Below are 22,464 nucleotides of genomic sequence, written 5' to 3' on the forward strand. Positions count from 1 at the left end.
CCCCCCACTACCGGGGTATTCAAAGCGGAGTGAAGCGGATGGCCTGCCCCCCCCCCGGTGCCAGCACCAGCGTCAGTGCATCGGCGCTGGTCACCTCGCGGGTTTCGCGCACGAACGCGAACGGATGGGCGCGGAAGTCGGCGCCCTCGCCATCGCGGTAGATCTCGGCGCGGTAGCGCACGCCCGGTTCCAGGAAGCCCAGCGACACCGGCAGCACGCGGCCGTGTTCATCGGTGATGCTGCCCAGGAACCAGTCACGGCTGTTGCGGTCGCGGCGCACGATCGTCACGTAGTCGCCCACTTCGCCATCGAGCACGCGGCTCTGCTCCCAGTCCACCGCCACGTCCTCGATGAAGCGGAACGCCTCGCGGTGCTGCAGGTAGTGCTCGGGCAGGTCGGCGGCCATCTGGATCGGGCTGTACAGCACCACGTACAGCGCCAGCTGGCGGGCCAGCGTGCTGGGAATGGCCTGGCCGTGGCGGCCCTTCAGGCTGAGGATGCCGGGGGTGTAGTCCATCGGCCCGGCCAGCATGCGGGTGAACACCAGGTTGACCTCATGCTCGGGCGGGTTCGGTGGCTGGCCCCAGGCGTTGTACTCCATGCCGCGCGCGCCTTCGCGCGAGATCCAGTTGGGGTAGGTGCGGCGCAGGCCGGTGTCCTTGATCGGCTCGTGCGGGTTCACCGACAGGTGCCGGCGCGCGGCTTCCTGCACCACCTTCAAGTGGTGGCGGGCCATGAACTGGCCGTCATGCCACTCGCGCCAGAGCGGGCCGCCGGCTGGATTGCGGCGGTCGACCTGGCCGTCATCGCAGACGTAGCCAGTCTTGAACTGGTCCACGCCCAGCCGCGCATACAGGTCCAGCGCGGCGCTCAGCTGGTCTTCGTAGTGCTCGATGGCGCAGCCGGTTTCGTGGTGGCCGATCAGGTGCACGCCCTTCTTCAGGCCGTAGGCCGAGAGCGCCTCGATATCGAAGTCCGGCGTGGCACGGGTGAAGTCGAAGTCGTAACCGTTGCCAACCCAGTTGCCATCCCAGCCGGGATTCCAGCCTTCCACCAGCACGCCGCGGAAGCCATGCGCGGCGGCGAAGTCGATCACCTTCTTCGTCTTCGCAGTGGTGGCGGCGTGCTTCGGGCCGGTCGCCCAGCTTTCGTTGTCCAGGTGCATCGACCACCACACGCCCAGGTACTTGGCCGGCTTTACCCAGCTCACATCGCCCAGCGCATTGGGTTCATTGAGGTTGAGGATCAGGTCCGATTCGACCAGCCCGCCGGCACGGTCGGCGATCTGCAGCGTGCGCCACGGCGTGGCAAAGGGCAGGGCGCGGCGCACCTTCCAACCCTCGGCCGAGGGCGAAAGCTGCGCGCGCAGGCGCTGGCCCTCGGTGCGGCGCAGCCACATGCCGGCGTAGTCCACCAGCGCCGCCTCATGGATCGCCACGTGCAGGCCGTCGCGGCTGCGCAGGGTCATCGGCGTATGCACCAGCGGCACCTCACGCAGCGGCGTGCGCTGGTACAGGTATTCGTAGTGGATCGGTTCGCCGGCAGGAATCCACCAGGCGGTCGATTCCGGCGCAATGGCGAACTCGGTCAGCTCGTCATCGATGATCGCCTCGCGCAGGTTCGGCTGCTCGGGGAACACGTAGCGGAAGCCCAGGCCATCGTCGTAGATGCGGAACACCACATCCAGCCGGCGCTTGCTGCCGGTGGTCTCGGCCAGGCGGACGGTCAGTTCGTTGAAGTGGTTGCGGGTGATCCGGCGTTCGCCCCAGGGCTGTTCCCAGCGGTCATCGACGCTGCGCCGCTGCTGGCCGAGCAGGGTGAAATCACGGTCCAGGTGGCCGCCGCGCAGGGCGAAGCCGAGCTTGGAATCCTCCACCACGGTCTCGCCGAAGCGCTCGACGCGGTAGCGGGCGGTGCCGCCGTCCAGCACCAGGCTGGCCTTGAGCACCTTGCCCGGCGATTCGACACTGACGACCTGCGGCGCGGCGCTTGCGAGCGCGGCCAGGCCCAGCAGGACCAGCCCGAGCACGTGCGCGAACACCGCGCGTACAGCAGTGGGTGACATCGGCATTTCCCCTCCCAAGGCGCCGTTGGCAGACCCGGACCATAAGCCAGTGCGACGGGTGCGCTATCGCGCAACGCCATGAATACGTATGCAGCTGGGCGCAGCCGACAGCCCCGCGTCTACCATGGGGCCAGGGCTCCTTGAGGGAGGGGCCGCGCCCGCCCGCCGGCAACTGCGGTGCGGACCTACAACGCGTGCAGAGAGGGAGGGAGGCCGACGGGCGCAAGCCGGTCCGCCGCTTCGATGCTGAAGATCATTTGCCTGACCGCTGCCCTGGGGGCAGCGCTGGGATCGACCGCGCAGGCGGCCGACCTGCAATTCAACGGCCGCCAGGCGCGCGCCCAAGCCGCTGCCGGCGGCAGCTTCGTGCTGCATGCGCCGAAGGGCGCAGTGCAGGTCGCAGCCGCACCGATGCGCAGCCAGACCGGCAGCGTGATGTTCGATGCACTGTTCGCGCTGGCCCAGCAGGAGATGGACCAGGATCGCGTGGATGCGATCCGCGATCCCGCATTCGACGAGGGCCGACCGGTGCCCTGCGAGTGCTTCCAGACCGGCGCGCGCTGGCCCTATGTGTGGACCCGCGATGTCAGCTTCGCCGCCGACCTGGCGTTGGCACGGCTGGACCCGCAGCGCACCCGGCAATCGCTGCAGTTCAAGCTGTCGGCCGCGCGCGATGGGCATACGCCCGGCCTGTTCGTCGCGCAGGACACCGGGTCCGGCGGCAGCTGGCCGATCAGCAGCGACCGCGTGGTGTGGTTCCTGGCCGCACGCCATCTGCTGGACGATCCGGCGTTTGCCGACCAGGTCTGGCAGGCGCTGCAGGGCACGCTGGCGCAGGACCGCGCGATGGTGTTCGACGTGCAGATGGGCCTGTACCGTGGCGAGACCTCGTTCCTCGATTGGCGCGAGCAGACCTATCCGGACTGGACGCGCGAGGACGTGCGCTTCATCGGTGATTCGTACGCACTGTCCACCAACGTGCTGCACTACCAGGCGCTGCGCCTGGCCGAGCGCCTGGCTGGCCAGCACGGCGATGCCCGCGCGCCGGATTACAGGACGTGGGCCGATGCGTTGGCGAAGCAGATCGATGCGCGCTTCTGGCGCGAGGATATCGGCCAGTACATGAGCTACATCGGCGAAGCTGCGCACCCGGTGCCGTATGCCAAGGTCGATCTGCTCGGCCTGTCGCTGGGCATCCTCGCCGACGTATTGCCGGCAGAGCGCGCGCGCCGCGCGCTGGCGGCGTACCCGATGGGGCCGGCCGGCAGCCCGGTGGTGTGGCCGCAGGAGGCGCAGCAGCCGATCTATCACAACCGCGCGATCTGGCCGTTCGTCAGTGCCTACTCGCTGCGTGCCGCGCGCCAGCTGGACGATGCGCCGCGCATTGCCGCCGAGATCCGTTCGCTGATGCGGGGCGCGGCGCTGGCCGGTTCCAACATGGAGAACTACGAACTGGTCAGCCAGGCCGTGCATGTCGATGAAGGCAAGCTCAGTGGGCCGGTGGTCAACTCCGAGCGCCAGCTGTGGTCGGTGGCGGGGTACCTGTCGATGGTGATCGAGGGCGTGTTCGGCGTGCAGGACGATGGCCGCGTGCAGCCCAAGCTGCCGGCGGTGCTGGTGCCGGAGTTGTTCGGCACGCAGCGTCGCATCAGTCTGGACGCCGGCGGCAAGCGCTATGTGCTGGAGCGCCCGGCAACGCTGGGCACTGGCCTGCTGGTAGCCGGCGGCACGCAGACCCACGGCAACACGACCACGGTGCAGCTGCTGGCCGCACCGGCCACGGCCGTGGCCAGGGCCGACGGCATGACCGCCGATGCCAATGCCCGTGCGCCCGCCACGCCGCCTGCACCGCAGGCCACGCGCGCCGGCGCCGGCTGGACCGTGCCGGTGGCGGCCGATCAGCGGCTTTGGAAGGACGGCAAGCAGGTCGCCGCCAGCAATGGCCAGGTGCACGTCAGTGACGAAGGCCTGCAACATTGCCTCAGCCTGACCCGGCGCGAGGGCACATTGGAATCACTGCACGGCCCGACGGTCTGCGTCGGTCCGCAGCAGCTGTTGCAGGGCGAGCAGCGCTGGCAGTTCACTTCAGCCAAGGCCGGGCGGGTGCGCCTGCGCCTGCAGTACAACAACCCGAACGGACCGATCAACACCGGCGTCACCGCGGCGGTGAAGCAGCTGGTGCTGCAGTGCCCGGGCATTGCCCAGCAGCGGCATACGGTGACGCTGCCACACAGCGTGGCCGTACAGGATTCGACCTCGGCTACGTTCACGGTGCCCAAGGGGCAGTGCATGGTCACGCTTGAAGAGGGCTTCAACATGAGCGCGCTGCAGCACTTCGCGCACTACACCGGGGGCAAGGGGGGCCGCGATGGCGTGCTCAACCTGGCCCAGGTGATGGCGCTGAAGGTCGTCCAGGTGGCAACGGAAGAGGACGCGCGATGAACCGTCCTGCCAAGCCGCAGCTGTCGTTCTGGCAGATCTGGAACATGTGTTTCGGTTTCCTCGGCATCCAGTTCGGGTTCGCCCTGCAGAATGCCAATGCCAGCCGCATCTTCGAGACCCTGGGCGCGGACATGGATGCGGTACCAGGGCTGTGGATCGCAGCGCCGCTGACCGGCCTGCTGGTGCAGCCGGTGATCGGCTACCTGTCCGACCGCACCTGGACGCGCTGGGGCCGCCGCCGTCCGTTCTTCATGATCGGTGCGGTGCTGACCACGCTGGCGTTGCTGGTGATGCCGAATTCACCCACGCTGTGGATCGCCGCCGGCACATTGTGGGTGCTGGACGCCTCCATCAACGTATCGATGGAACCGTTCCGCGCCTTTGTCGGCGACCAGCTGGCGCCGCGCCAGCGTCCAACCGGCTACGCGATGCAGAGCTTCTTCATCGGCGTGGGTGCCATCGTCGCCAGCTTCCTGCCGTTCATCCTGGCCCACTTCGGCGTGGCCAACACCGCTGCTGCGGGCGAGGTGCCGGATACGGTGCGCTATGCGTTCTACTTCGGTGCGGTGGTGCTGCTGGCGGCGATCACCTGGACGGTGGTCAGCACCCGTGAGTACTCGCCCGCGGAGCTGGCCGGTTTCGAGGATGCCGAGCCACCGGCGCACCATGCCGGCACCGCAGTCACCGGGCCCGCACCGTGGGGCCAGGTGGCCCTGTGGCTGGGAATCGGCGTGCTGCTTGCGCTGCTGATTGCCTGGCGCCAGGGCGACAAGATGCTGTACGTGCTGGCCGGCCTGTGCGCTGGCTACGGCCTGCTGCTGGCACTGGCGCGCGCGTTGCCAGGCACGCACATGCTGGCGGCCATCGTCGGCGACCTGCGCACGATGCCGGTGACCATGCGTCGGCTGGCGTGGGTGCAGTTCTTCTCGTGGTTCGCGTTGTTTGCGATGTGGATCTACACCACCGCCGCGGTGGCCGGTACCCATTTCGGTTCGACCGATCCGCAGTCGGTGGCCTACAACGAAGGCGCCAACTGGGTGGGCGTGCTGTTTGGTGCCTACAACGGTTTCGCCGCACTGGCCGCGGTACTGATCCCGCCGATGGTGCGGATGATCGGCCTGCGCTGGAGCCACCTGGTCAATCTGTGGCTGGGGGGTGCCGGGCTGGTCTCGTTGATGTTCATCGGCGATCCGCACTGGCTGCTGCTGTCGATGGTCGGCGTGGGGTTCGCCTGGGCATCGATCCTGTCGCTGCCGTATGCGCTGCTGTCCGACAGCGTTCCCGCGTCGAAGATGGGCGTGTACATGGGCATCTTCAATTTCTTCATCGTCATCCCGCAGCTGGTCGCAGCCAGTGCGCTTGGCTTCGCCCTGCGCGCCTGGCTGGGTGGCCAGCCGATGCATGTGCTGGTGCTGGGTGGCTGCAGCCTGTTCGTCGCGGGTCTGTGCGTACTGCGGGTTCCGTCCCGTCCGGAGGTGGTGTGATGCGTAGTGCGCTGTCTGTTGCTGTTTCCCTGCTGCTGGCTGGCCATGCGGTGGCCGCGCCGCGCCCGGATTACGTGGGTACCACCGAGCCGTTCGCCAGCGACGCGGTGTACTTCGTGGTCACCGACCGCTTCGTCAACGGCGATCCGTCCAACGATCATCGCGACCAGGGTGGCACGCATCGTACCTTCGATATTCCGGTGCCGTGCCCGGACAAGGTGGACGGCAACATCGGCTATCTCGGCGGTGATTTCCGCGGCGTGCTCGACAATGCGCAGTACATCCGCAACCTCGGCTTCGGCGCGGTGTGGATCACGCCGATCGTCGACAACCCCGATGAAGCGTTCACCGGCAGCAAGCCGATCAGCTGCACCAGCACGCTGACCGACCGCGGCAAGACCGGCTACCACGGCTACTGGGGCATCAACTTCTACAAACTCGATGAGCACCTCCCCAGCAAGGACCTGGACTTCGCAGGGTTGACCAGGGGACTGCACGGCGCAGGCTTGAAGGTGGTGCTGGACATCGTCGGCAACCATGGCTCGCCGGCCTGGACCATGCCGACGCGGCAGCCGCAGTTCGGCCAGATCTTCGACAAGGACGGAAAGCTGATCGCCGACCACCAGAACCTGCCGCCGCAGAAGCTGGACCCGAAGCACAATCCGCTGCATGCGTTCTACAACAGCATCGGCCCGGTCGACAGCAAGGACGGTTCGATCTTCGATGGCAATCTCGCCGAGCTGTCCGACTTCAACCAGGACAACCCGGCAGTGATGGACTACCTGGTGGGCGCCTACCTGCAGTGGACCGCGCAGGGCGTGGACGCGCTGCGCATCGACACCATCGGCTGGCTGCCGCATCCGTGGTGGCATGCCTTCGTCAAGCGCATCCGCGCCGAGCATCCTGGCATGTTCATGTTCGGCGAAGCGTTCGATTACGATGCCGCGCGTATTGCCGAGCACACCTGGCCGGCCAACGCCAACGTCAGCGTGCTGGACTTCCCGCTGCGCGGTGCCCTGGAACAGACCTTCGGCACCGCAGGAAAGGGCTTTGAGACCCTGGCCGAGCCGCTGCACCTGAGCGGCGGGCCGTACGCCAACCCGTACGAGCTGATGAGCTTCTACGACAACCACGACATGCCGCGCCTGCAGGCCAGCGACAACGGCTTCATCGACGCGCACAACTGGCTGTTCACCGCACGCGGCATTCCGGTGGTCTATTACGGTTCGGAAACCGGATTCATGCGTGGCCGCGCCGAGCATGCCGGCAACCGCGCCTACTTCGGCCAGCCGCGTGTGGACGCTGCGCCGCAGAGCCCGATCTTCGCGCCGCTGCAGCGCATCGCCCGGCTGCGTGAGGCCACCCCGGCGCTGCAGCGCGGCCTGCAGGTCAATGAGCGCCTGCAAGGCGACGAGGCGGTGTTCTTCCGGGTGCTGCAGCACGGCGATGTGGCACAGACCGCGCTGGTGCTGCTGAACAAGGGCGACCGGGCCAAGGCCTTCAGCGTGACGCGCTTCGTTCAGGCCGGTCGCTGGCGCGATGCGCTGGACGGCGGCGAGCTGAAGGTGAAGGAGGCGCTGACCGCGGAAGTGCCGGCGCACGGGGTGAAGGTCTATGTGCTGGAGGCCGCCGTGCAGCAGCCGGCGCTGCAGGCCGAGCTGGACAAGGCGATGGCCGACCAGCGGGCACGGGACCAGCGGCTGGGGCGGTAGTGCCGGCCGCTGGCCGACCCCCGGATTCCTGGCACCTGCCTACCGCTCTGGTGGGTGCCAACCTTGGTTGGCACGCTTCTCGAGCAGTCGAGCAAGCTCGACTCTACAATAGCCCCCTCCCGCAGCCTGCCGTACCGCCATGACCGACCTCGCCCCGCAGACCCCGATCGAAACCCTGCTGAAGGCGGCGATGGACGGGGCGGTGCCGATCCGCGCTTTCATGGAGGCCTTCGTCGCCTCCGAGGTGGTGCTGCTGACCGGCAGCCTGGTCACCCCCGACGGCAGCGGCTTCGACCCGCTGCTGTTCGACAAGCAGGGCACCCTGCACGTGGCCGTGTTCACCGATGCGTCGCGGGTGGGCATCTACAGCCAGCAGGCACCGCACCAGATCCGCTGGCTGATGCTGGACGTGCTGCGCCGTGTGCCGGGTGGCTACGGCGTGGTGATCAACCCGGGCACCACGCTGGGCTTCGAAGTTTCGCCCAGCGGTGTCGGCGAGATCCTGAAGGACTTCGCCCAGGGCTGAACCGCCGCTGCGTATTCTGTAGAGTCGAGCCATGCTCCACTGCCTTTCGCAAAATGCCAGATCAATCGAGCATGGCGCGACGCTACAGAACGCTTCCTTATCAAGGCATTGCCATGGAATTCAGGGTATTACCCGCCGGGGCACCGGAACGGCAGCAGTTGGCCCAGTGGTATCACGCGCAATGGGGCCGCGACGCCGGCCTGTCTCTGGAGCAGGAACTGCAACGGCTCAACCCAGCGCAGGATGCCGATGGCTTCCCGCATCTGATCGCCGCCTTCGATGGCGGGCAGTTGGTCGGCGCAGTGCAGCTCAAACGCCGCGAGATGCAGGCCTTCCCGCAATACGAACATTGGCTGGGCAGCGTGTTCGTGGCTGACAGCCATCGCGGTCGAGGGCTGGCCAGTGGCCTGGTCGAGCAGGCGGCGGCGCAGGCCGTGCGGATGGGGGTTTACGAGCTGTACCTGCAGACCGAGGCCCTGGACGGTGGACTGTATGCGCGGCTGGGTTGGATGCCCCTGCAGGAAGCCGACAACCGCAACTATCGCGTACTGGTGATGGTGCGCAGGCTGTCTTCATGAGCATGCACGCGGCGCGCCATTCCAGGCCCGCACTGATCTTCCTGGTCACTGCCATCGTCGCTGCGCTGGTGTCCATGCCCCTGCTGCGCGCAGTGGGCATGGTGCTATGGCCGGTGTTCGTCATTGCCTGGCTGATCAACCTGGGCGCGGCTTGGCATCTGGCGCAATGGGCGCGCCAGCAGGGGCGCTCGGCCTGGGCGTTCGGCTTGCCGGCGGCGCTCGGCACCGTTGCCTCGATCGTGGTCTTCGTGCTGCTGGCGGTGCTGGGGCCGAAGCCCCCGGTGCGCTGAACCTTCGCGGCTATCGTCGACAGCATGCCGAGCATGCCGAGCATGGCTCGGCACTAAAGATTCCACGCGGAGCGCCGGCACGGGGCCGGCGCTCGATCACCTCACATCGTCACCTTGCGCCGGTTGTCACTGCTCACCCGGTCGATCAGCTTGTTGTACGGGTCGAAGCCCGCCTCATCCGGCTTCTCGTCCACGGTCACGGTGATCTTCGGCGCGGCGCCGGTGATGTGGTGGCGCTGCAGGTACAGCACTTTCTGGTCGCGTTCCTTGCCCGAAGGCCCGTTGGCGAACACGCCGATCTCGACCCAGTCATCCATCGTGCCGTCGCTTTCCTTGCCCTTGCCGTCGGCGTACTGCTTGGCCGCGTGCAGGTCCAGGGTCACGTCGTAGCGGCCGTCATCGCGCTTGCGCGCGCTGGCGGCCATCACCCGGTTGTCGTAGAAACTGATCTTCTCGAACAGGTCGGTGACCAGCTGCTGGCGGTCGGCCGGGGTCTCGGCACGGATGTAGCCCAGCAGTTCGCGCGAGGTAGTGTAGGGCGGCTGCTGGAACCCCTTGTCCTGCAGGAAACGCTTCAACGCGCGGTTCAGGGCCTGCTCGCCGATTTCCTCGCGCAGCCGGTAGAACACCAGAGAACCCTTCTGGTAGTGGATGTACTGCTGGTTCTCCACGCGCTCCAGCGGCTGCTCTTCGATGGCTTCGCCACCGCGCCCGGACAGGTAGCCATCCAGTTCGCGCTTGAGGAACTGGCGCATGTGCTGGCGGCCGTACTCCTGCTCCATCACCATCAGCGCCGAGTACTGCGACAGCGATTCGGAAAGGACCGTTGCGCCCTGCACGTTGGCACCGATCACCTGGTGCGCCCACCACTGGTGGGCGATCTCGTGCGCGGTGACGTAGAACACGTAGTCCACCTTGTCCGGATCACGCAGGTCGGCGATGAAGCCGATGGCCTCGGAGTAGGGAATGGTGTTGGCGAACGACTGCGCGAAGCGGGCATAGCCCGGGAACTCGATGATGCGCACCTGGCGGTGCTGGTAGGGCGTGAAGTTGGCCTCGTAGTAGGCCAGCGATTTCTGCACCGCTTCGATCATCCGGTCCACGTTGTAGCCGTGCGCCGGGTCGAAGTAGACCTCCACCGGGATGTCCTTGTACGTCGCCCTGCGCACTTCCCAGCGTGCCGACAGGTAGGCGTAGAAGTTCAGCATCGGCCGGTCCATGGCATAGCTGAAGCAGCGCCGGCCGTTCACCGTGGTCTCATGCTTCAGGTAGCCCGGCGCCAGCGCGATCTGGTCCGGCGCGGTGCAGACCGTGGTGCGGAAGTCGAGCCAGTCGGCATCATTGGAGATGTAGGTGTTGGCACGTGCGGCTTGGTCTTCCAGCTTGGGCATGCGCCGCGGTTCGCCGAGGTCGCGCTTGCGGCGCCCGTTGCGATCGCTGATCTCGGCACCTTCGTTGTAACCGAACGAGGGTAGTACGCGGCTGTTGAAGAAGGTGCCGTTGTCGACGATGTTGCTCGGCGCCTGGCCGGCGGTGATGCCGTTGGGTTTCTGCACCACCCGGAAGTGGACGTTGCGGCTTTCACCCGGTTGCAGTGGCGTGGCCAGACGGTAGATGCGGTAGCCAAGATCGGCGTCGTGCATCGACAAGGTCTGCCCGCCCAGGTCAACCGCGACCAGCTGCTTGTCGTCGCCCATCGAGACATGTACGTCCTGGATCGGCACGGCATGGGTGTTGCGCACCGTCCAGTTCGCATCGATCACCATCGACTGCGATTCCGGGAAAAGGTCCACGCGGTTGTCCACCGCCACGATGCGCGGCTGCGGCAGGTTCCGGTACTTCGACAGTTCACGCTCATAGCGCGCCTGCAGGTCCAGCTGCTGGTCGGGCGATATGAATTCGTTGCGGATGTTGGTGCTCCAGTACAGCCAGCCGCCCACGCCGATGAAGGCCAGCGCCGCCAGCCCGGCAAGGGCGCCGGTGGGGCCGCGCAGGCGACGACCGGCCAGGGCCAGGCGCTGGCGCAGGCCCTGGCTCACGCCGCGCACCCAGAACGCAGAGGCCAGGCACATCAGGGTCAGCAGGAACAGTGCCCAGTAGCCCTGGAACGCCAGCTGGCCGGTCAGGAAGTGGCCGTAGCCATTCATGTCCGAATAGGGGGCGATCGGCCAGCTGCCGAAGTTGTAGATGTTCTGCGTGTAGTCCAGCATGCCCAGCACGCCCTGGCCGATCATCACCACGATCAGCAGCGCGTAGCCGACGAACTTGTTGTTGGTCAGTACCTGGAGCACCAGCGCCAGGCCTCCCATCAGGATGTAGACCACCGAATCCAGCGCCAGGCTGCGCAGGTACAGCAGTGGCTCCAGATGGGTGTAGCCCTTGGCCAGCTGCACGCCCATCGCGGCCAGTGCGCCGGCTGCCTGGAAGCAGATGATCACCGCCAGAAGCGCAGTGAACTTGGCCAGCAGCGGCACCCAGTTCGGCACCGGCATGGCATCGGTCACTTCGTTGATGCGTGCACTGCGTTCCTTCCAGACCAGTTCGCCGGCGAAGAACAGCACGATGATCACCAGCAGCCAGCTGAAGGCACCCTGCAGGCCCATGATCATCTGCGAGGTGACCGGCCAGATCGAGGTGCCGTACAGGGTCTGCCGGAACAGCGCGCTGGGCAGGAAGTTGGCCAGGCCCAGCACCAGCAGCACGATGAACGGAACGCTGCGCAGCACGCCGCCCGTGTCGAAACGCACCTGGCGCAGGAACTGCTGCCAGGCCGTGGTCGCGGTGAACGCCGGAACCACGCGTGGCAGGTCCGCGCGGGCGGGACGGACCGCAACGGCATCCGCAGCGGGCAGGATGGGCTTGCGGCCCCATCGACGGCGGCCGCTGCCGCTGCGCTCGGTGCGGAACAGGGCAAAGGTGGCGGCAAACAGCAGCGCGGCCACGCCCAGCCACAGCGCGCGGTTGGCCAGCAGGTAGCCAGCCAGTTCCGGAATGCCGCTGTTGCGTTCAGCGGTGGACCAGTAGCGGATGGTGCGGCCCAGCGCGCGCATGCCCAACGGCTCGCTCAGCACCGCGATCCACGTGTTGTCGATGTCTCGCAGCAGGGCGGCGCTGGCGCCGTACAGCACCAGGTAGGCGACCAGGCCGATGTACACCCACAGGATCGAGCGGGTCAGCGCCGCCAGCAGTGACAGCAGTGCGGTGGTGAACAGCAGGTTGGGAATGACGATGACCGCGAAGGTCCAGGCATAGCCTTGCCAGCTGATCGGCCCCATGCGCTCGGGGTCGACCCAGGGCATGAACGGCGCCAGCCACAGGCCGAACGCGATCACGACGTAGACCAGCAGCCCCGCGGCCAGCGCTGCCGCGATGCGGCCGGCCAGGTAGTCGCGACGCTTCACCGGGCTGGCGAAGATCAGTTCGGCGGTGCCGAGTTCGAAGTCACGCAGCAACGCGTTGCTGACGAACAGAGCGGTGACCAGCATGCCGAGCAGGGTGAAGATGCCCAGCATCTGCGCGATCACCGTCGGCGCATTGCTGTGCACGTTGCCGGTGCCACCCCCTATCTGTACGGCATCGCTGGAGGCGGCGGCGAAGGCGAGCAGGGCGAACAGCCCGGCCAGCAGCCACAGCAGCGGAGAACGCAGCTGCTCGCGCAGCTCGAACCGGAAGAAGTTGAGGATCATGGCGCGCTCCGCTCAGGCCGCCGCGCGGGCACGGGCCTGCAGGCGCAGGCGCTGGAAGTACACGTCCTCGAGGTCGGGCGCCACCGCCGCGAAGCCGTCGCCGGGGTCGTTGGCGCTGTGCACGTGGATCACCGGGCGGCCACCCACCAGTCGCGTGGACAGCACCACGTAGCGCGCCTCATGGTCGGCCAGTTCCGAAGGATCGACCTGCTTGCGCCAGACCTGGTGCTGCAGCGCGTCGATCGCTTCGGCCGGGCGCCCGGTCAACAGCACCTGGCCCTTGTTCATGATCGCCATCGTCGGGCACAGGTCAGTCACGTCCTCGACGATGTGGGTGGACAGGATCACCGCCACGTTCTCGCCGATTGCCGCCAGCAGGTTGAGGAATCGGTTGCGCTCCTCCGGGTCGAGGCCGGCGGTGGGTTCATCGACGATCACCAGCCGCGGGTCGCCCAGCAGCGCCTGGGCAATGCCGAAGCGCTGGCGCATGCCGCCGGAGAACGTGCCGAGCTTGCGCTTGCGCGCATCCCACAGGTTCACCTGCTGCAGCAGCCCATCGACCACTTCGCGGCGCTGCGCACGCTGGGTCAGCCCCTTGAGTACGGCGAAATGCTCCAGCAGGTCCAGCGCGCTGACCTTTGGATACACGCCAAAATCCTGCGGCAGGTAGCCCAGCCGGCGGCGCACGGCGTCCTTGTCGCGCAGCACGTCGATCGGCGCTTCGCCGGGGATGCTGAGCGTGGCCGTACCACTGTCGGCCTCCTGCAGGGTGGACAGTGTGCGCATCAGCGAGGACTTGCCCGCGCCGTTCGGGCCGAGCAGGCCGAACATGCCGCGCGGGATGTCCAGGCTGACGTTGTTGAGTGCGTGCACGCCGTTGGCGTACGTCTTGGACAGCGAATCGATCTTCAGCATGCGACGTACACCTTTCCCTGGGCGATGTCTGCGCGTTATCCGCGCATCCGCGTCCGTGCGCATCCGCCGTTGGTCATGGGGGGGGAATCCGGCTGCCGCGCGTTGGCAGGGCCAGTGGCCCTTCGCTGCCTACCCGCGCTGCGACGAATCGCGTACCACCAGCTTCACCGGGATGCTCTGGCTGTCCACTGGCTGCCGGCCGATCAGCGCCAGCAGGCGCTCCACCAGCAGCTGGCCGGCCTGCTTGGTGTCCTGCTGCACGGTGGTCAGCGCCGGCGACACCGAGGCCGCCAGCGGAATGTCGTCGAAGCCGGTGACCGCCACGTCCTGCGGCACCCGCAGCCCGGCCTCGCGCAGGGCTCGCATCGCACCGATGGCGATCAGGTCGCTGGCCGCGCAGATCGCATCGATCGGTTCGCCGCGCGCCAGCAGCGCCTGGCAGGCCTGCTGGCCGGAGGCCTCGGTGGTGATGGCGTCGTGCTGCAGCGCCGACTCGGCGCTCAGGCCACGCTCCTGCAGCGCCGCCACATGGCCGCGGTAGCGCTCCTGGAATTCGGGGTAATGGCTGGAGGCATGGCCGAGGAAGGCGATGCGGCGGCAGCCCTGCTGCAGCAGATGGGTTGTGATGTCGTGCCCGCCCTGGAAGTTGTCGCTGCCGATCGACACGCCGGGCTGGCCGGGCAGGGCGGCGCCCCAGCGCACGAAGTGCGTACCCTGTTCGACCAGCCGCTGCAGGCGGTCGCGCGATTCGTGGTAGTCGCCATAGCCGAGCAGGATGATGCCGTCGGCCTTGTTGCTGTCTTCGTAATCGGCCTGCCAGTCGGTGGACAGCTGCTGGAACGAGACCAGCAGGTCCTGCCCGTGCAGCGCGCAGGCGCGGGTGATCGAGCCCAGCATCGAGTGGAAGAACGGGTTGATCAGCGAATCGTCGTTGGTCGGGTCCTCGAAGAACAGCAGGGCCAGGGTGCCGGCATTGCGCAGGCGCAGGCTGGAGGCGTTCTTGTCGACCTTGTAGTTCAGCTCGCGGGCGATGCGCAGGATGCGCTCGCGGGTCTCGGCGTTGACCATCGGGCTGCCACGCAGGGCCCGCGACACGGTGGGCTGGGAGACCCCGGCCAGGTGGGCGATGTCCAGGGAGGTGGCTTTGCCTTTGATGATCATGGGGCGCGGAAGGGGCCGGGTGGAAGGTGCCTGGGCATGATGCCATGCGCAGACGCGAATGCCCCTGCTGGAGGTCGGCGGGATGGCGGTAAGTCATTGCCGGACAAGGAAATCAGTCCAATCCTTCGGCCAGCCGGGGCGCTTCTGATCGGGCGGATGGCGGCGGCAATGCTAAGATGCCTCGTTCTCGCATTCCCCCAAATTTCAACAGGGGCGGCCCAGCGTACTGCACCCCCGCCCGGGGCTGTGCTATCACTGGCGGTCTGCCCCTGGACAACGGACGAAGGTACCTATGGCGCGCGGCATCAACAAAGTCATCCTGGTCGGCAATCTCGGCAACGACCCGGACGTGAAGTACACCCAGGGCGGCATGGCGATCACCCGCATCAGCCTGGCCACCACCAGCGTCCGCAAGGACAAGGATGGCAACCAGCAGGAGCGCACCGAGTGGCACCGCGTGGTGTTCTTCGGCAAGCTTGGCGAGATCGCCGGCGAGTACCTGCGCAAGGGCAGCTCGGTCTACGTCGAAGGCAGCCTGCGTTACGACAAGTACACCGGCCAGGACGGCGTGGAGAAGTACTCCACCGATATCATCGCCGATGAAATGCAGATGCTGGGCGGCCGCGGCGAAGGCGGTGGTGGCGGTGGCGGTGGCGGTGGTGGCAACTACGGCGGTGATCGTCCGCAGCGCCAGCAGGCGCCGCGCCAGGAGTACGGCGGCGGTGGCGGTGGCCAGCGTGGCGGCCAGGGCGGTGGCTATGGCAACCAGGGCGGCGGCTACGGCAACCAGGGGGGCAACCAGCGCCCGCAGCCGCAGCAGGCGCCGCCGATGGACGACTTCGCTGACGACGATATTCCGTTCTAGCGAATACTAGATCAATAGTGGTGATATAGCTTCGAGGAAGGCCCTGTTTTTACAGGGCTTTTCTTTTTTCTACGCTGACTTGCGTAGTCGAAAATTTCATATACAGTTGTACATATGTAAAAACAGTAGAAGAACAGTGATGGCCATGCTGTCAGTTCATGTGCTTGGCGAAGGAGAACGAGTTCCAATGCTCCACGACGAGCAGGGCGTGCCTTTGTTCTACCCGACCCTGTTCGCTACTTCCCAGCTTCGGAATGCCGGGGCAGCCGTCAACACGATCCGAAACAAGCTTGCCGACATCGTTGTACTTCTGCGCTGGGAGCAGGCCAATGGCCGAGACCTGATCACCGAGTTCCGCAGCGGGCGCCTTCTCACAGTTTCAGACATAGTCTCGCTTCGAGATTTCGCCAAGCTCGACATGCGGGAGTTGAGTTCAGTGGGAGAAGGTGACAAGAAACGAAGCGTCGTCATCGATTTTCTCGAGGCGCGAGTTGCCTCAAATCAGGTGCTGGCCACCATTGGTGGGCAACAGCATTTCAACCGTATCAGCACGTTTGCCGACTATCTGGAATTTACGGCTTCGGTCGTTACACAGCACCAGAACTCGTCTCGAACCACTCAAGAAATTGCGCGGATGGCTAGAACCATTCGCAAGCACCGACCGCGCGGGTTGGCAAAACAGAGGGATGACGATCTGGATCTGCGCTCGCCACCCTCCGAGTTGGTCGAGCGATTCATGGCGATAGGCACTGAGGGTGATCCGCGCAATCCGTTCCGGCATCCGGAAGTCCAGCTCCGCAATGCCATCATCTTCGGGCTGCTAAGACACACCGGAATGCGACGAGGAGAGCTATTGAGCTTGCGACTCGACCAGTTCGACTTGGGCCATGAGCCGCACGTCTGGGTTCGGCGCAATCAGGATGATAAGCATGACCCGCGACCCTATCAGCCGGTAACGAAGACCAAGGAGCGGCCATTACCGATACCTGAGGCGCTCGCCAATCAGATCGACCGTTACATGCTGAATGTCCGTTCCAGGATCGGCCCCGCCAGAAGGCATCCGTATCTACTTGTCTCGCACAGGAAGGGCGATACATGGGGCAAGCCACTCTCCACCTCAGCTCTGAGTAGCCAGATCTTTTCGCGGATGCGCGCGGTGGACCCCGCCTTTGAGGCGATCCATCCCCACGCCTTTCGACACCATTTCAATTACGAGCTTTCCGTCAACATTGACAAGCACAACGCCAAGATCCGGTCGGGTGAAGATGCTGAGGCATTGCCGTTCAGCGAGGCTAGGGAGCTGGATGTTCGTGCTTTCCTGAATGGTCATCGCAGCAAGGCATCGGGAGCGACGTACAACCGGCGCCACATTCGTGAAGCCAGCGACAAGGCTGCTCGTCAGGTGCAGGCCGCTCATCCCAAGCGTAGCGATAACTCCAAGGGGGGCGGTGGTGATCCGCGCTAATCCAAAGCAGGTCGATGTCGAGGGAAAGTCGACCGCTCAGACAGTGTCTAAGGATGGTTATCCCTTCAAGCCTTCGGATGAACATTGGCAATTAAACAAGGACGTGCAGATTTCACTAGCGCTGCCGGGGGTGGTTGAAGCTAGAACCGAGGCTGGCTTTCGCGCCACGCTGTTGCGCTATGCGGAAGAGGCATCCGCTCGTCATGCGCGAAATATGGAGACGCGTTTCAAGCGATACCTGCGGGATACAGGAGCGTCGCGGGTGACCGTGGTTGACCTCATCAACTGGCGCGCCAGCCTTGCGGCAGACGAGCAATATCAGTTAGGCGGCCTGAAGGGCTTCCTGCTTGCCTGGCACGACTACGGATTTGACGGCGTCACCAGCGAAGTCGTTGATCTCCTCCAAAGCTGGCGAATAAAGGGGAACGAAAAGGGGGCGGCCGTTGCTAGTGGTTGCCCCGAGAATGGGCCCTACACCGACCTCGAGATGGCTGCGCTCCTGGATTGGGCGAACCTCGCGGTAGCACGAAAGGACATTGCATTCGAGGACTACGCATATCTGCTCACCTTGGCGATGACCGCGCGCCGTCCCGTCCAGATCGCTGCTCTTAGGGGGCGGGATCTCGTTCGTGAAACAGGTGAAGGCGCGCCCATGTTTAGGCTCAACATTCCGCGAGCCAAGCAACGTGGCATCGCTTTTCGAGGTGCCTACCGGTCTCTTGCCATCCTTGAAGACCTATATTTGGTGCTTCGGCAGCAGCATCGACAGTCCGTCGCCGCAGTTTTCGAGGCGATTGGGGGGACGGTTGATCCTGCCTTGGTAGGTGAGGTGCCGATCTTTCTCAATCGCAAGAAGCTTGAGGATGTTGGAAATTTAGACGAGCTCACCGACTATCTGATGGGTGGCGCGCCAGATCAACTGCATGCAAAAATTGACTCGCTCGATTCCGCTCTACAGCGTTGCGCGAAGGCGTCGACTGCGCACTCGGAGCGTACTGGTGAGTTTATTCGTTTTTCCGCACTGCGATTCCGACACACGCGAGGCACGAAGCTTCGCCGAGAGGGATTCGGTGCATTCATCATCGCCGAGTTGCTGGATCATTCCGACACCCAGAACGTCCACGTGTACACGGAGAACACCGCTCAAGAGGCGGTAGTCATCAATGAGCTAGTGGGTGCTCGACTCGCTCCCTTCGCGCAAGCCTGCCTCGGCAAGCTTGTCCACTCTGAACGTAAGGCAGTTCGCGGTGACGATCCGCGGAGCCGTGTGCCGAATGATCGTCAACACGCGGTGGGGACCTGCGGTAACTATGGATTCTGCGCTAGCGGCTACCGAGCCTGCTACACATGCTTTCACTTCCAGCCGTGGGTCGACGGGCCGCATGAAGAGGTGCTGGTGGACCTATATGCCGAGAAGGAGCGCACCCGGGAGGCAGGCTGTTCCAACGTCATTGTTAATGCTAATGACCAACTGATCCTTGCTGTCGAGCACTGTGTTTCGATGTGCAAGGATGCGAGGGCTCAGATGCTCGACGCGAATCTGTTGGAGGCGGGCACCCATGGGTGATGTCGTCCAGTTCGTTCCCCGCGCTGAGCGCGAAGCCAGCGGAAACCTTGCCGACTTCATACGCTTGGCAAAAGAGGGTCTGACTGCCTTCGCGAATGGTGGCGCTTGGGATCGCGACAAGTGGCAGCAAAACGAGACCATAGTCGTCTTCGCGACGAAAACAGCACCTCTGAACTCATACTCTTTCACGCCCTTCGTCGAACCATTCATGCAGTTCGCAAAGGCATACATTCGATACAGATATAGCCACAGGCCAGTCAAGAGCTTGGCAATGATGCTCCAAGCACTTCGCTGCGTGGAGGCAGGATTGCTGGCGGCTTGCGGCCGAGGAGATGTCGGACTCCTGAGTGGTGCGGTAATGGACGTTTGCGCCAACAAGTGCAAGGAGTTCTACTCCAGCGAGGACGTGCACCACAAAACCGGGCTCCAACTTCAAGCTGTATTCGACTTCTTACGTGAGAAGAGCCTTGTCCCGTCGTTGCCGGCTTGGAAGTCTCCTTTCAAGAAGCCGGTGATCCTGACCGAGGATCTCGGAGAAGCGGGGCAGGCCCATCGCATGGAAAAGCTTCCCACCAATGAGGCAATGCTCGCAGTTGCTGACGTGTTTGCCCAGGCCGACGATCCGGAGAGTCAGTTTTACTCATCAATCTTCATCCTGCTTATGGCCGCGCCAGGCCGCGTCTCCGAAGTGCTGAAGCTTCCTATTGACTGCATCCAGTGGGAGGAAGATGACGACGGTAATCTTCAGATGTTCCTGCGTTGGAATGCGGCCAAGGGCAAAGGAGCGACGAAGAAGTGGGTCGTGCCTGTCATGCATGACGTCGTGAAAGAGGCCGTCCGGCGCCTGATCGAAATCGGTGCTCCTGCACGTGAGTTAGTCAGGAAGGCGTTCGAAGGCTCCACGTCTTCGTCTGAAGATGTCGGCACGTCCAATCTCATCAAAGAATTTGGCGGCTTCTACTGGCCCTTCCTTGATGAGAAGAGGGTGCTGACGACCTGGAGTGCTCTGTGCCTGCATCGAGAGAATGAATTCAGTCGCGAGAAGGAAATTAGGCCAGACTCATGGCGGATTCCAAGCGCTAACGAGGTGAATAAGCGCTTGGGCGCTGGCAGCGGCCACGGCGAATCTCTCTTTGACCGTATGGGCCTGCGGAATTTGGATGGCACGCGCATCACGTTGACATCGCACCAGCTCCGTCATTGGCTCAGCACGATGTCAGAACGGGCGGGCATGGACGACTACAGCCTGGCGCGCTGGGCCGGTCGCGCAAAGGTTTCCGACAACCGTCATTACGACCATCGCTCGCCGGAGGAACGCCTAGAGGCTGCCCGTGGGCTGCTTCCGATGCAGCCTGCCCCATTGCTCGAGCGCATCAAGCAGCGTCAACCGGTGACGTATCAGGAACTTGGGACTGATCGGCTGGGAGCGGCCAAAGCCACGCTCTATGGCATGTGCGTGCACGACTACGCCATGGCACCGTGCCAGAAACAGCGCGAATGCATGACCTGCAAGGAGCATGTTTGCATCAAGGGTGATCACGTTGCGCTAGACCGGATTCGCCTCTTGGAGGCGCAGACGGAAAAACTGCTCCAGCAGGCCATGAAAGCTCATGAGGATGGCGACTTTGGTGCCGACCGCTGGGTGGACAATCACAAGTGGAAGCTCGCGCACGTCAAGGCAATGAGGATCGCATTGGAGCATCCCAATGTTCTGGAGGGAGCGGTCCTCAGGATTCCGGATGGGCACGATCCTTCTCCGGTTCGCCGTGCTCTCATGGATCTTGGCGTTGTCGAAGTGCCCTCCATGGATGCGCTTGGTCCGAAAATGATTGCCTTGGCTCTTACCTGACCCGCCATGCCAAAGAAGATCATCACCAAGGCAACGCTGCCAAAGATAATGCGTGAGCTGGATCGCTGGGACGGCAAGCTCACTTGGCCGCTATTCTGCGAGCGCGCCGCAAAGGTGCTGGACGTGCCTTCGATCTCGAAGCACACGATGTACCTTTATCCTGCCGTCAAGGAGCGGTTTCAGCAGCGTCAAAAGGATTTGCGTGAGGCGAGAGATGCGCTCCCGAGAGATTTCACGTTGGACGCCGCTATCCGCCGCATCACTGACTTGGAAGCGCAGGTTAAACGGTTAGAGGACACCAACAATCTGCTTCTTGATCAGTTTCGTCGATGGCAATACAACGCCTACGCGAACAACGTTCGTATGGACTTGCTTGCATTGGACAAGCCGTTGCCTGAGGTGAACCGTTCTGGTCGCCGGAAAGGTGAAAAGAAGAAGAGAGAGAATAGCGAGCAGTGACCTGGAAGTGGTCTCTTTTGAGAGGTCACGGCAGCTCCGCCGGTCGCAATGCACGCTACTGAGTAGTAGAGCCTCGGTTCGGACCGATCAGAATCGGCTGCCGGCTCTTATCGGCGCCTTGCAGGAAGGGATCCGGACACTGAAAGAGCGGTGCGCGCAAGAAGACCAAGCTACGCACGGTCGATCTGTTCGAGGTGTGGTGCGCATTGCTGTACGTAGTGCTCTTAAGTCGAACCTAACATTCGCTTGGATGAGACGGGGATCCTGTAGTGCTGTTCCTGCGCGCTATAGCCTGCAGCGGAGTGCGCCCCTCCGACCATGTGCGGCTGCTGTAGCCGATTCACCGCAACCGCGTGATGCAGATAGGCGCTAAAGATCTGAAGTGCGCTTCCCTCGCCGTCCCGTGGAGATTCAATGGCGTAGGAGGAGTTAGGGTCGGTGGTCACATCGCCGTGGACGTTCGGATCCGTTCCGGCAACGCATGAGAAGGACCAGGCGGGGCCGTCTAGAACACAGATGCAGTCGGGCAACTGTTCAATTTCCTCAATCCCAAGCTGCTTGAACAGTTCGCCGGAGTTCATCGCTTCAGGCAGCTTTCGGAGGGCGCGCGCAGAATATGCGATTACTCCCGCAAAGTACGTATTGCGGCGGATGGATGCAGCTTCCATCACGTCGACCGCAGATTTGATGTTCTCAAGGGCCTCGACCAGGCTGCCCGCCCAGCGGTAGTGTCGCCCCTTGGGGGTGAGAAACGATGGGCTGGTACTCATCCGGACGGTTTCTCTCACTATTTCTAGAGAGCTCTTGACCTCAATGATCGCAGCAACGGATTCAGGCCTAACGATCGAAAATTCATCGGCGCGTAACAGCGGGGTAAAGTCCTGCTTGTCATGCGCGAGGCAGTCGATCTGACGCGAGGATCGATCAACCTGATTGTCTTGCTCTCGATCATGATCGGTCACGAATCCGCTGGTAACCAGGAAGCGTGATGGGAGATGCTGCTTGAGGAACTCTCGCAGACTCGCTTCCCGATATGCTCCCAGCGTGCCCGGGTGGCTGGTGAAGAGGCTGATCCTCTTCCCGTCAGCAAGGAGTTTCTGGGCTTCCAGGCGGTAGGACGTTGAGACGCTCATTGTTCCGATGACTCCAAATGGGGCGTCCTCTCTGCCGGGGCGGGTTGAGGAGCTTGATGGACTACTGCAAAGGACGGCTTGCTCCCGCTTCCTCTCCATTGGAAGGAGAGGGGGCTGGCTCTCCAAGCTCCTTCAGCGAGGCCTGAAACGCCGCTATCGGCGTGAACAGCTTGAACTTTAGCCTCCGAGTTCAGAGAACGCGATCAGGATGCCCATGCCTGCCGCATCTTGGCCTCGGTGGCCGGCTCAGGTTTCGCATGATATGCG

The 22,464-nt window shown here is 64.2% G+C and carries 16 protein-coding genes; 11 read left to right on the plus strand and 5 right to left on the minus strand.

From position 1 onward, the window contains the following. Positions 1-19: 19 nt before the first annotated feature. Positions 20-2,071 carry a glycoside hydrolase family 97 protein gene (locus tag O0J73_RS10560; RefSeq protein WP_308308658.1) on the minus strand — a complete coding sequence of 684 codons (2,052 nt, stop codon included), beginning with the start codon at positions 2,069-2,071 and terminating at the stop codon, positions 20-22. A 237-nt stretch (positions 2,072-2,308) separates the two neighbouring features. Here O0J73_RS10560 and O0J73_RS10565 point away from each other — a divergent pair, with 237 nt between their 5' ends. The 6 genes from O0J73_RS10565 to O0J73_RS10590 all read left to right on the plus strand — a co-directional run bounded on the left by O0J73_RS10565 (position 2,309) and on the right by O0J73_RS10590 (position 9,097). Next, positions 2,309-4,507, plus strand: coding sequence for a Six-hairpin glycosidase-like protein (locus O0J73_RS10565; protein WP_308308659.1), 2,199 nt, complete (start codon positions 2,309-2,311; stop codon positions 4,505-4,507). Beyond that, positions 4,504-5,991: an MFS transporter gene (locus O0J73_RS10570; RefSeq protein WP_308308660.1), complete on the plus strand. Its 1,488-nt coding sequence runs from the start codon at positions 4,504-4,506 to the stop codon at positions 5,989-5,991. The genes O0J73_RS10565 and O0J73_RS10570 overlap by 4 nt, the downstream gene beginning before the upstream one ends. Beyond that, entirely contained in the window at positions 5,991-7,703 is a 1,713-nt protein-coding gene (locus tag O0J73_RS10575) for an alpha-amylase family glycosyl hydrolase (RefSeq protein WP_197563838.1), read from the plus strand. The genes O0J73_RS10570 and O0J73_RS10575 overlap by 1 nt, the downstream gene beginning before the upstream one ends. Before the next feature lie 139 nt (positions 7,704-7,842). Next, on the plus strand, positions 7,843-8,229 hold the full coding sequence (locus O0J73_RS10580; RefSeq protein ID WP_197563839.1) for an SseB family protein: 387 nt from the start codon (positions 7,843-7,845) through the stop codon (positions 8,227-8,229). 113 nt (positions 8,230-8,342) lie between these two features. After that, on the plus strand, positions 8,343-8,807 hold the full coding sequence (locus tag O0J73_RS10585; protein ID WP_197563854.1) for a GNAT family N-acetyltransferase: 465 nt from the start codon (positions 8,343-8,345) through the stop codon (positions 8,805-8,807). After that, complete coding sequence (locus tag O0J73_RS10590; RefSeq protein WP_308308661.1) at positions 8,804-9,097, plus strand: hypothetical protein; 294 nt, start codon at positions 8,804-8,806, stop codon at positions 9,095-9,097. The genes O0J73_RS10585 and O0J73_RS10590 overlap by 4 nt, the downstream gene beginning before the upstream one ends. Before the next feature lie 101 nt (positions 9,098-9,198). Here the strand turns inward: O0J73_RS10590 and O0J73_RS10595 are convergent, their stop codons facing one another. The 3 genes from O0J73_RS10595 to O0J73_RS10605 all read right to left on the minus strand — a co-directional run bounded on the left by O0J73_RS10595 (position 9,199) and on the right by O0J73_RS10605 (position 14,859). Continuing rightward, positions 9,199-12,783 (minus strand): ABC transporter permease subunit, encoded by a 3,585-nt coding sequence (locus tag O0J73_RS10595; RefSeq protein WP_308308662.1) that lies wholly within the window; start codon positions 12,781-12,783, stop codon positions 9,199-9,201. 12 nt (positions 12,784-12,795) lie between these two features. Further along, positions 12,796-13,698, minus strand: a complete 903-nt coding sequence (locus tag O0J73_RS10600; protein ID WP_049458910.1) for an ABC transporter ATP-binding protein — start codon at positions 13,696-13,698, stop codon at positions 12,796-12,798. Positions 13,699-13,827: 129 nt separating this feature from the next. Further along, a complete protein-coding gene (locus O0J73_RS10605) occupies positions 13,828-14,859 on the minus strand; it encodes a LacI family DNA-binding transcriptional regulator (protein WP_308308663.1) in 1,032 nt (343 codons plus the stop codon). A gap of 292 nt (positions 14,860-15,151) precedes the next feature. On the opposite strand from O0J73_RS10605, the gene O0J73_RS10610 reads away from it, so the two are divergent. From O0J73_RS10610 to O0J73_RS10630, 5 genes are all read left to right on the plus strand, one after another. Then, entirely contained in the window at positions 15,152-15,724 is a 573-nt protein-coding gene (locus O0J73_RS10610; protein ID WP_308308664.1) for a single-stranded DNA-binding protein, read from the plus strand. A gap of 139 nt (positions 15,725-15,863) precedes the next feature. Further along, on the plus strand, positions 15,864-17,189 hold the full coding sequence (locus O0J73_RS10615) for a site-specific integrase (RefSeq protein WP_308308665.1): 1,326 nt from the start codon (positions 15,864-15,866) through the stop codon (positions 17,187-17,189). After that, the gene (locus O0J73_RS10620; protein ID WP_231347518.1) at positions 17,176-18,756 is read left to right on the plus strand and encodes a site-specific integrase; all 1,581 of its coding nucleotides are present in this window, start codon (positions 17,176-17,178) and stop codon (positions 18,754-18,756) included. Before O0J73_RS10615 ends, O0J73_RS10620 begins: the two co-directional genes overlap by 14 nt. Next, the gene (locus O0J73_RS10625; protein ID WP_231347517.1) at positions 18,749-20,605 is read left to right on the plus strand and encodes a hypothetical protein; all 1,857 of its coding nucleotides are present in this window, start codon (positions 18,749-18,751) and stop codon (positions 20,603-20,605) included. The genes O0J73_RS10620 and O0J73_RS10625 overlap by 8 nt, the downstream gene beginning before the upstream one ends. Before the next feature lie 6 nt (positions 20,606-20,611). Then, complete coding sequence (locus O0J73_RS10630; protein WP_049397654.1) at positions 20,612-21,064, plus strand: hypothetical protein; 453 nt, start codon at positions 20,612-20,614, stop codon at positions 21,062-21,064. Between the two features lie 224 nt (positions 21,065-21,288). Here the strand turns inward: O0J73_RS10630 and O0J73_RS10635 are convergent, their stop codons facing one another. Further along, on the minus strand, positions 21,289-22,197 hold the full coding sequence (locus O0J73_RS10635; protein ID WP_099484968.1) for a DUF6602 domain-containing protein: 909 nt from the start codon (positions 22,195-22,197) through the stop codon (positions 21,289-21,291). Between the last annotated feature and the right edge of the window lie 267 nt (positions 22,198-22,464).

The organism is Stenotrophomonas sp. Sm6012 (assembly GCF_030985895.1).
GTDB lineage: Bacteria > Pseudomonadota > Gammaproteobacteria > Xanthomonadales > Xanthomonadaceae > Stenotrophomonas > Stenotrophomonas forensis.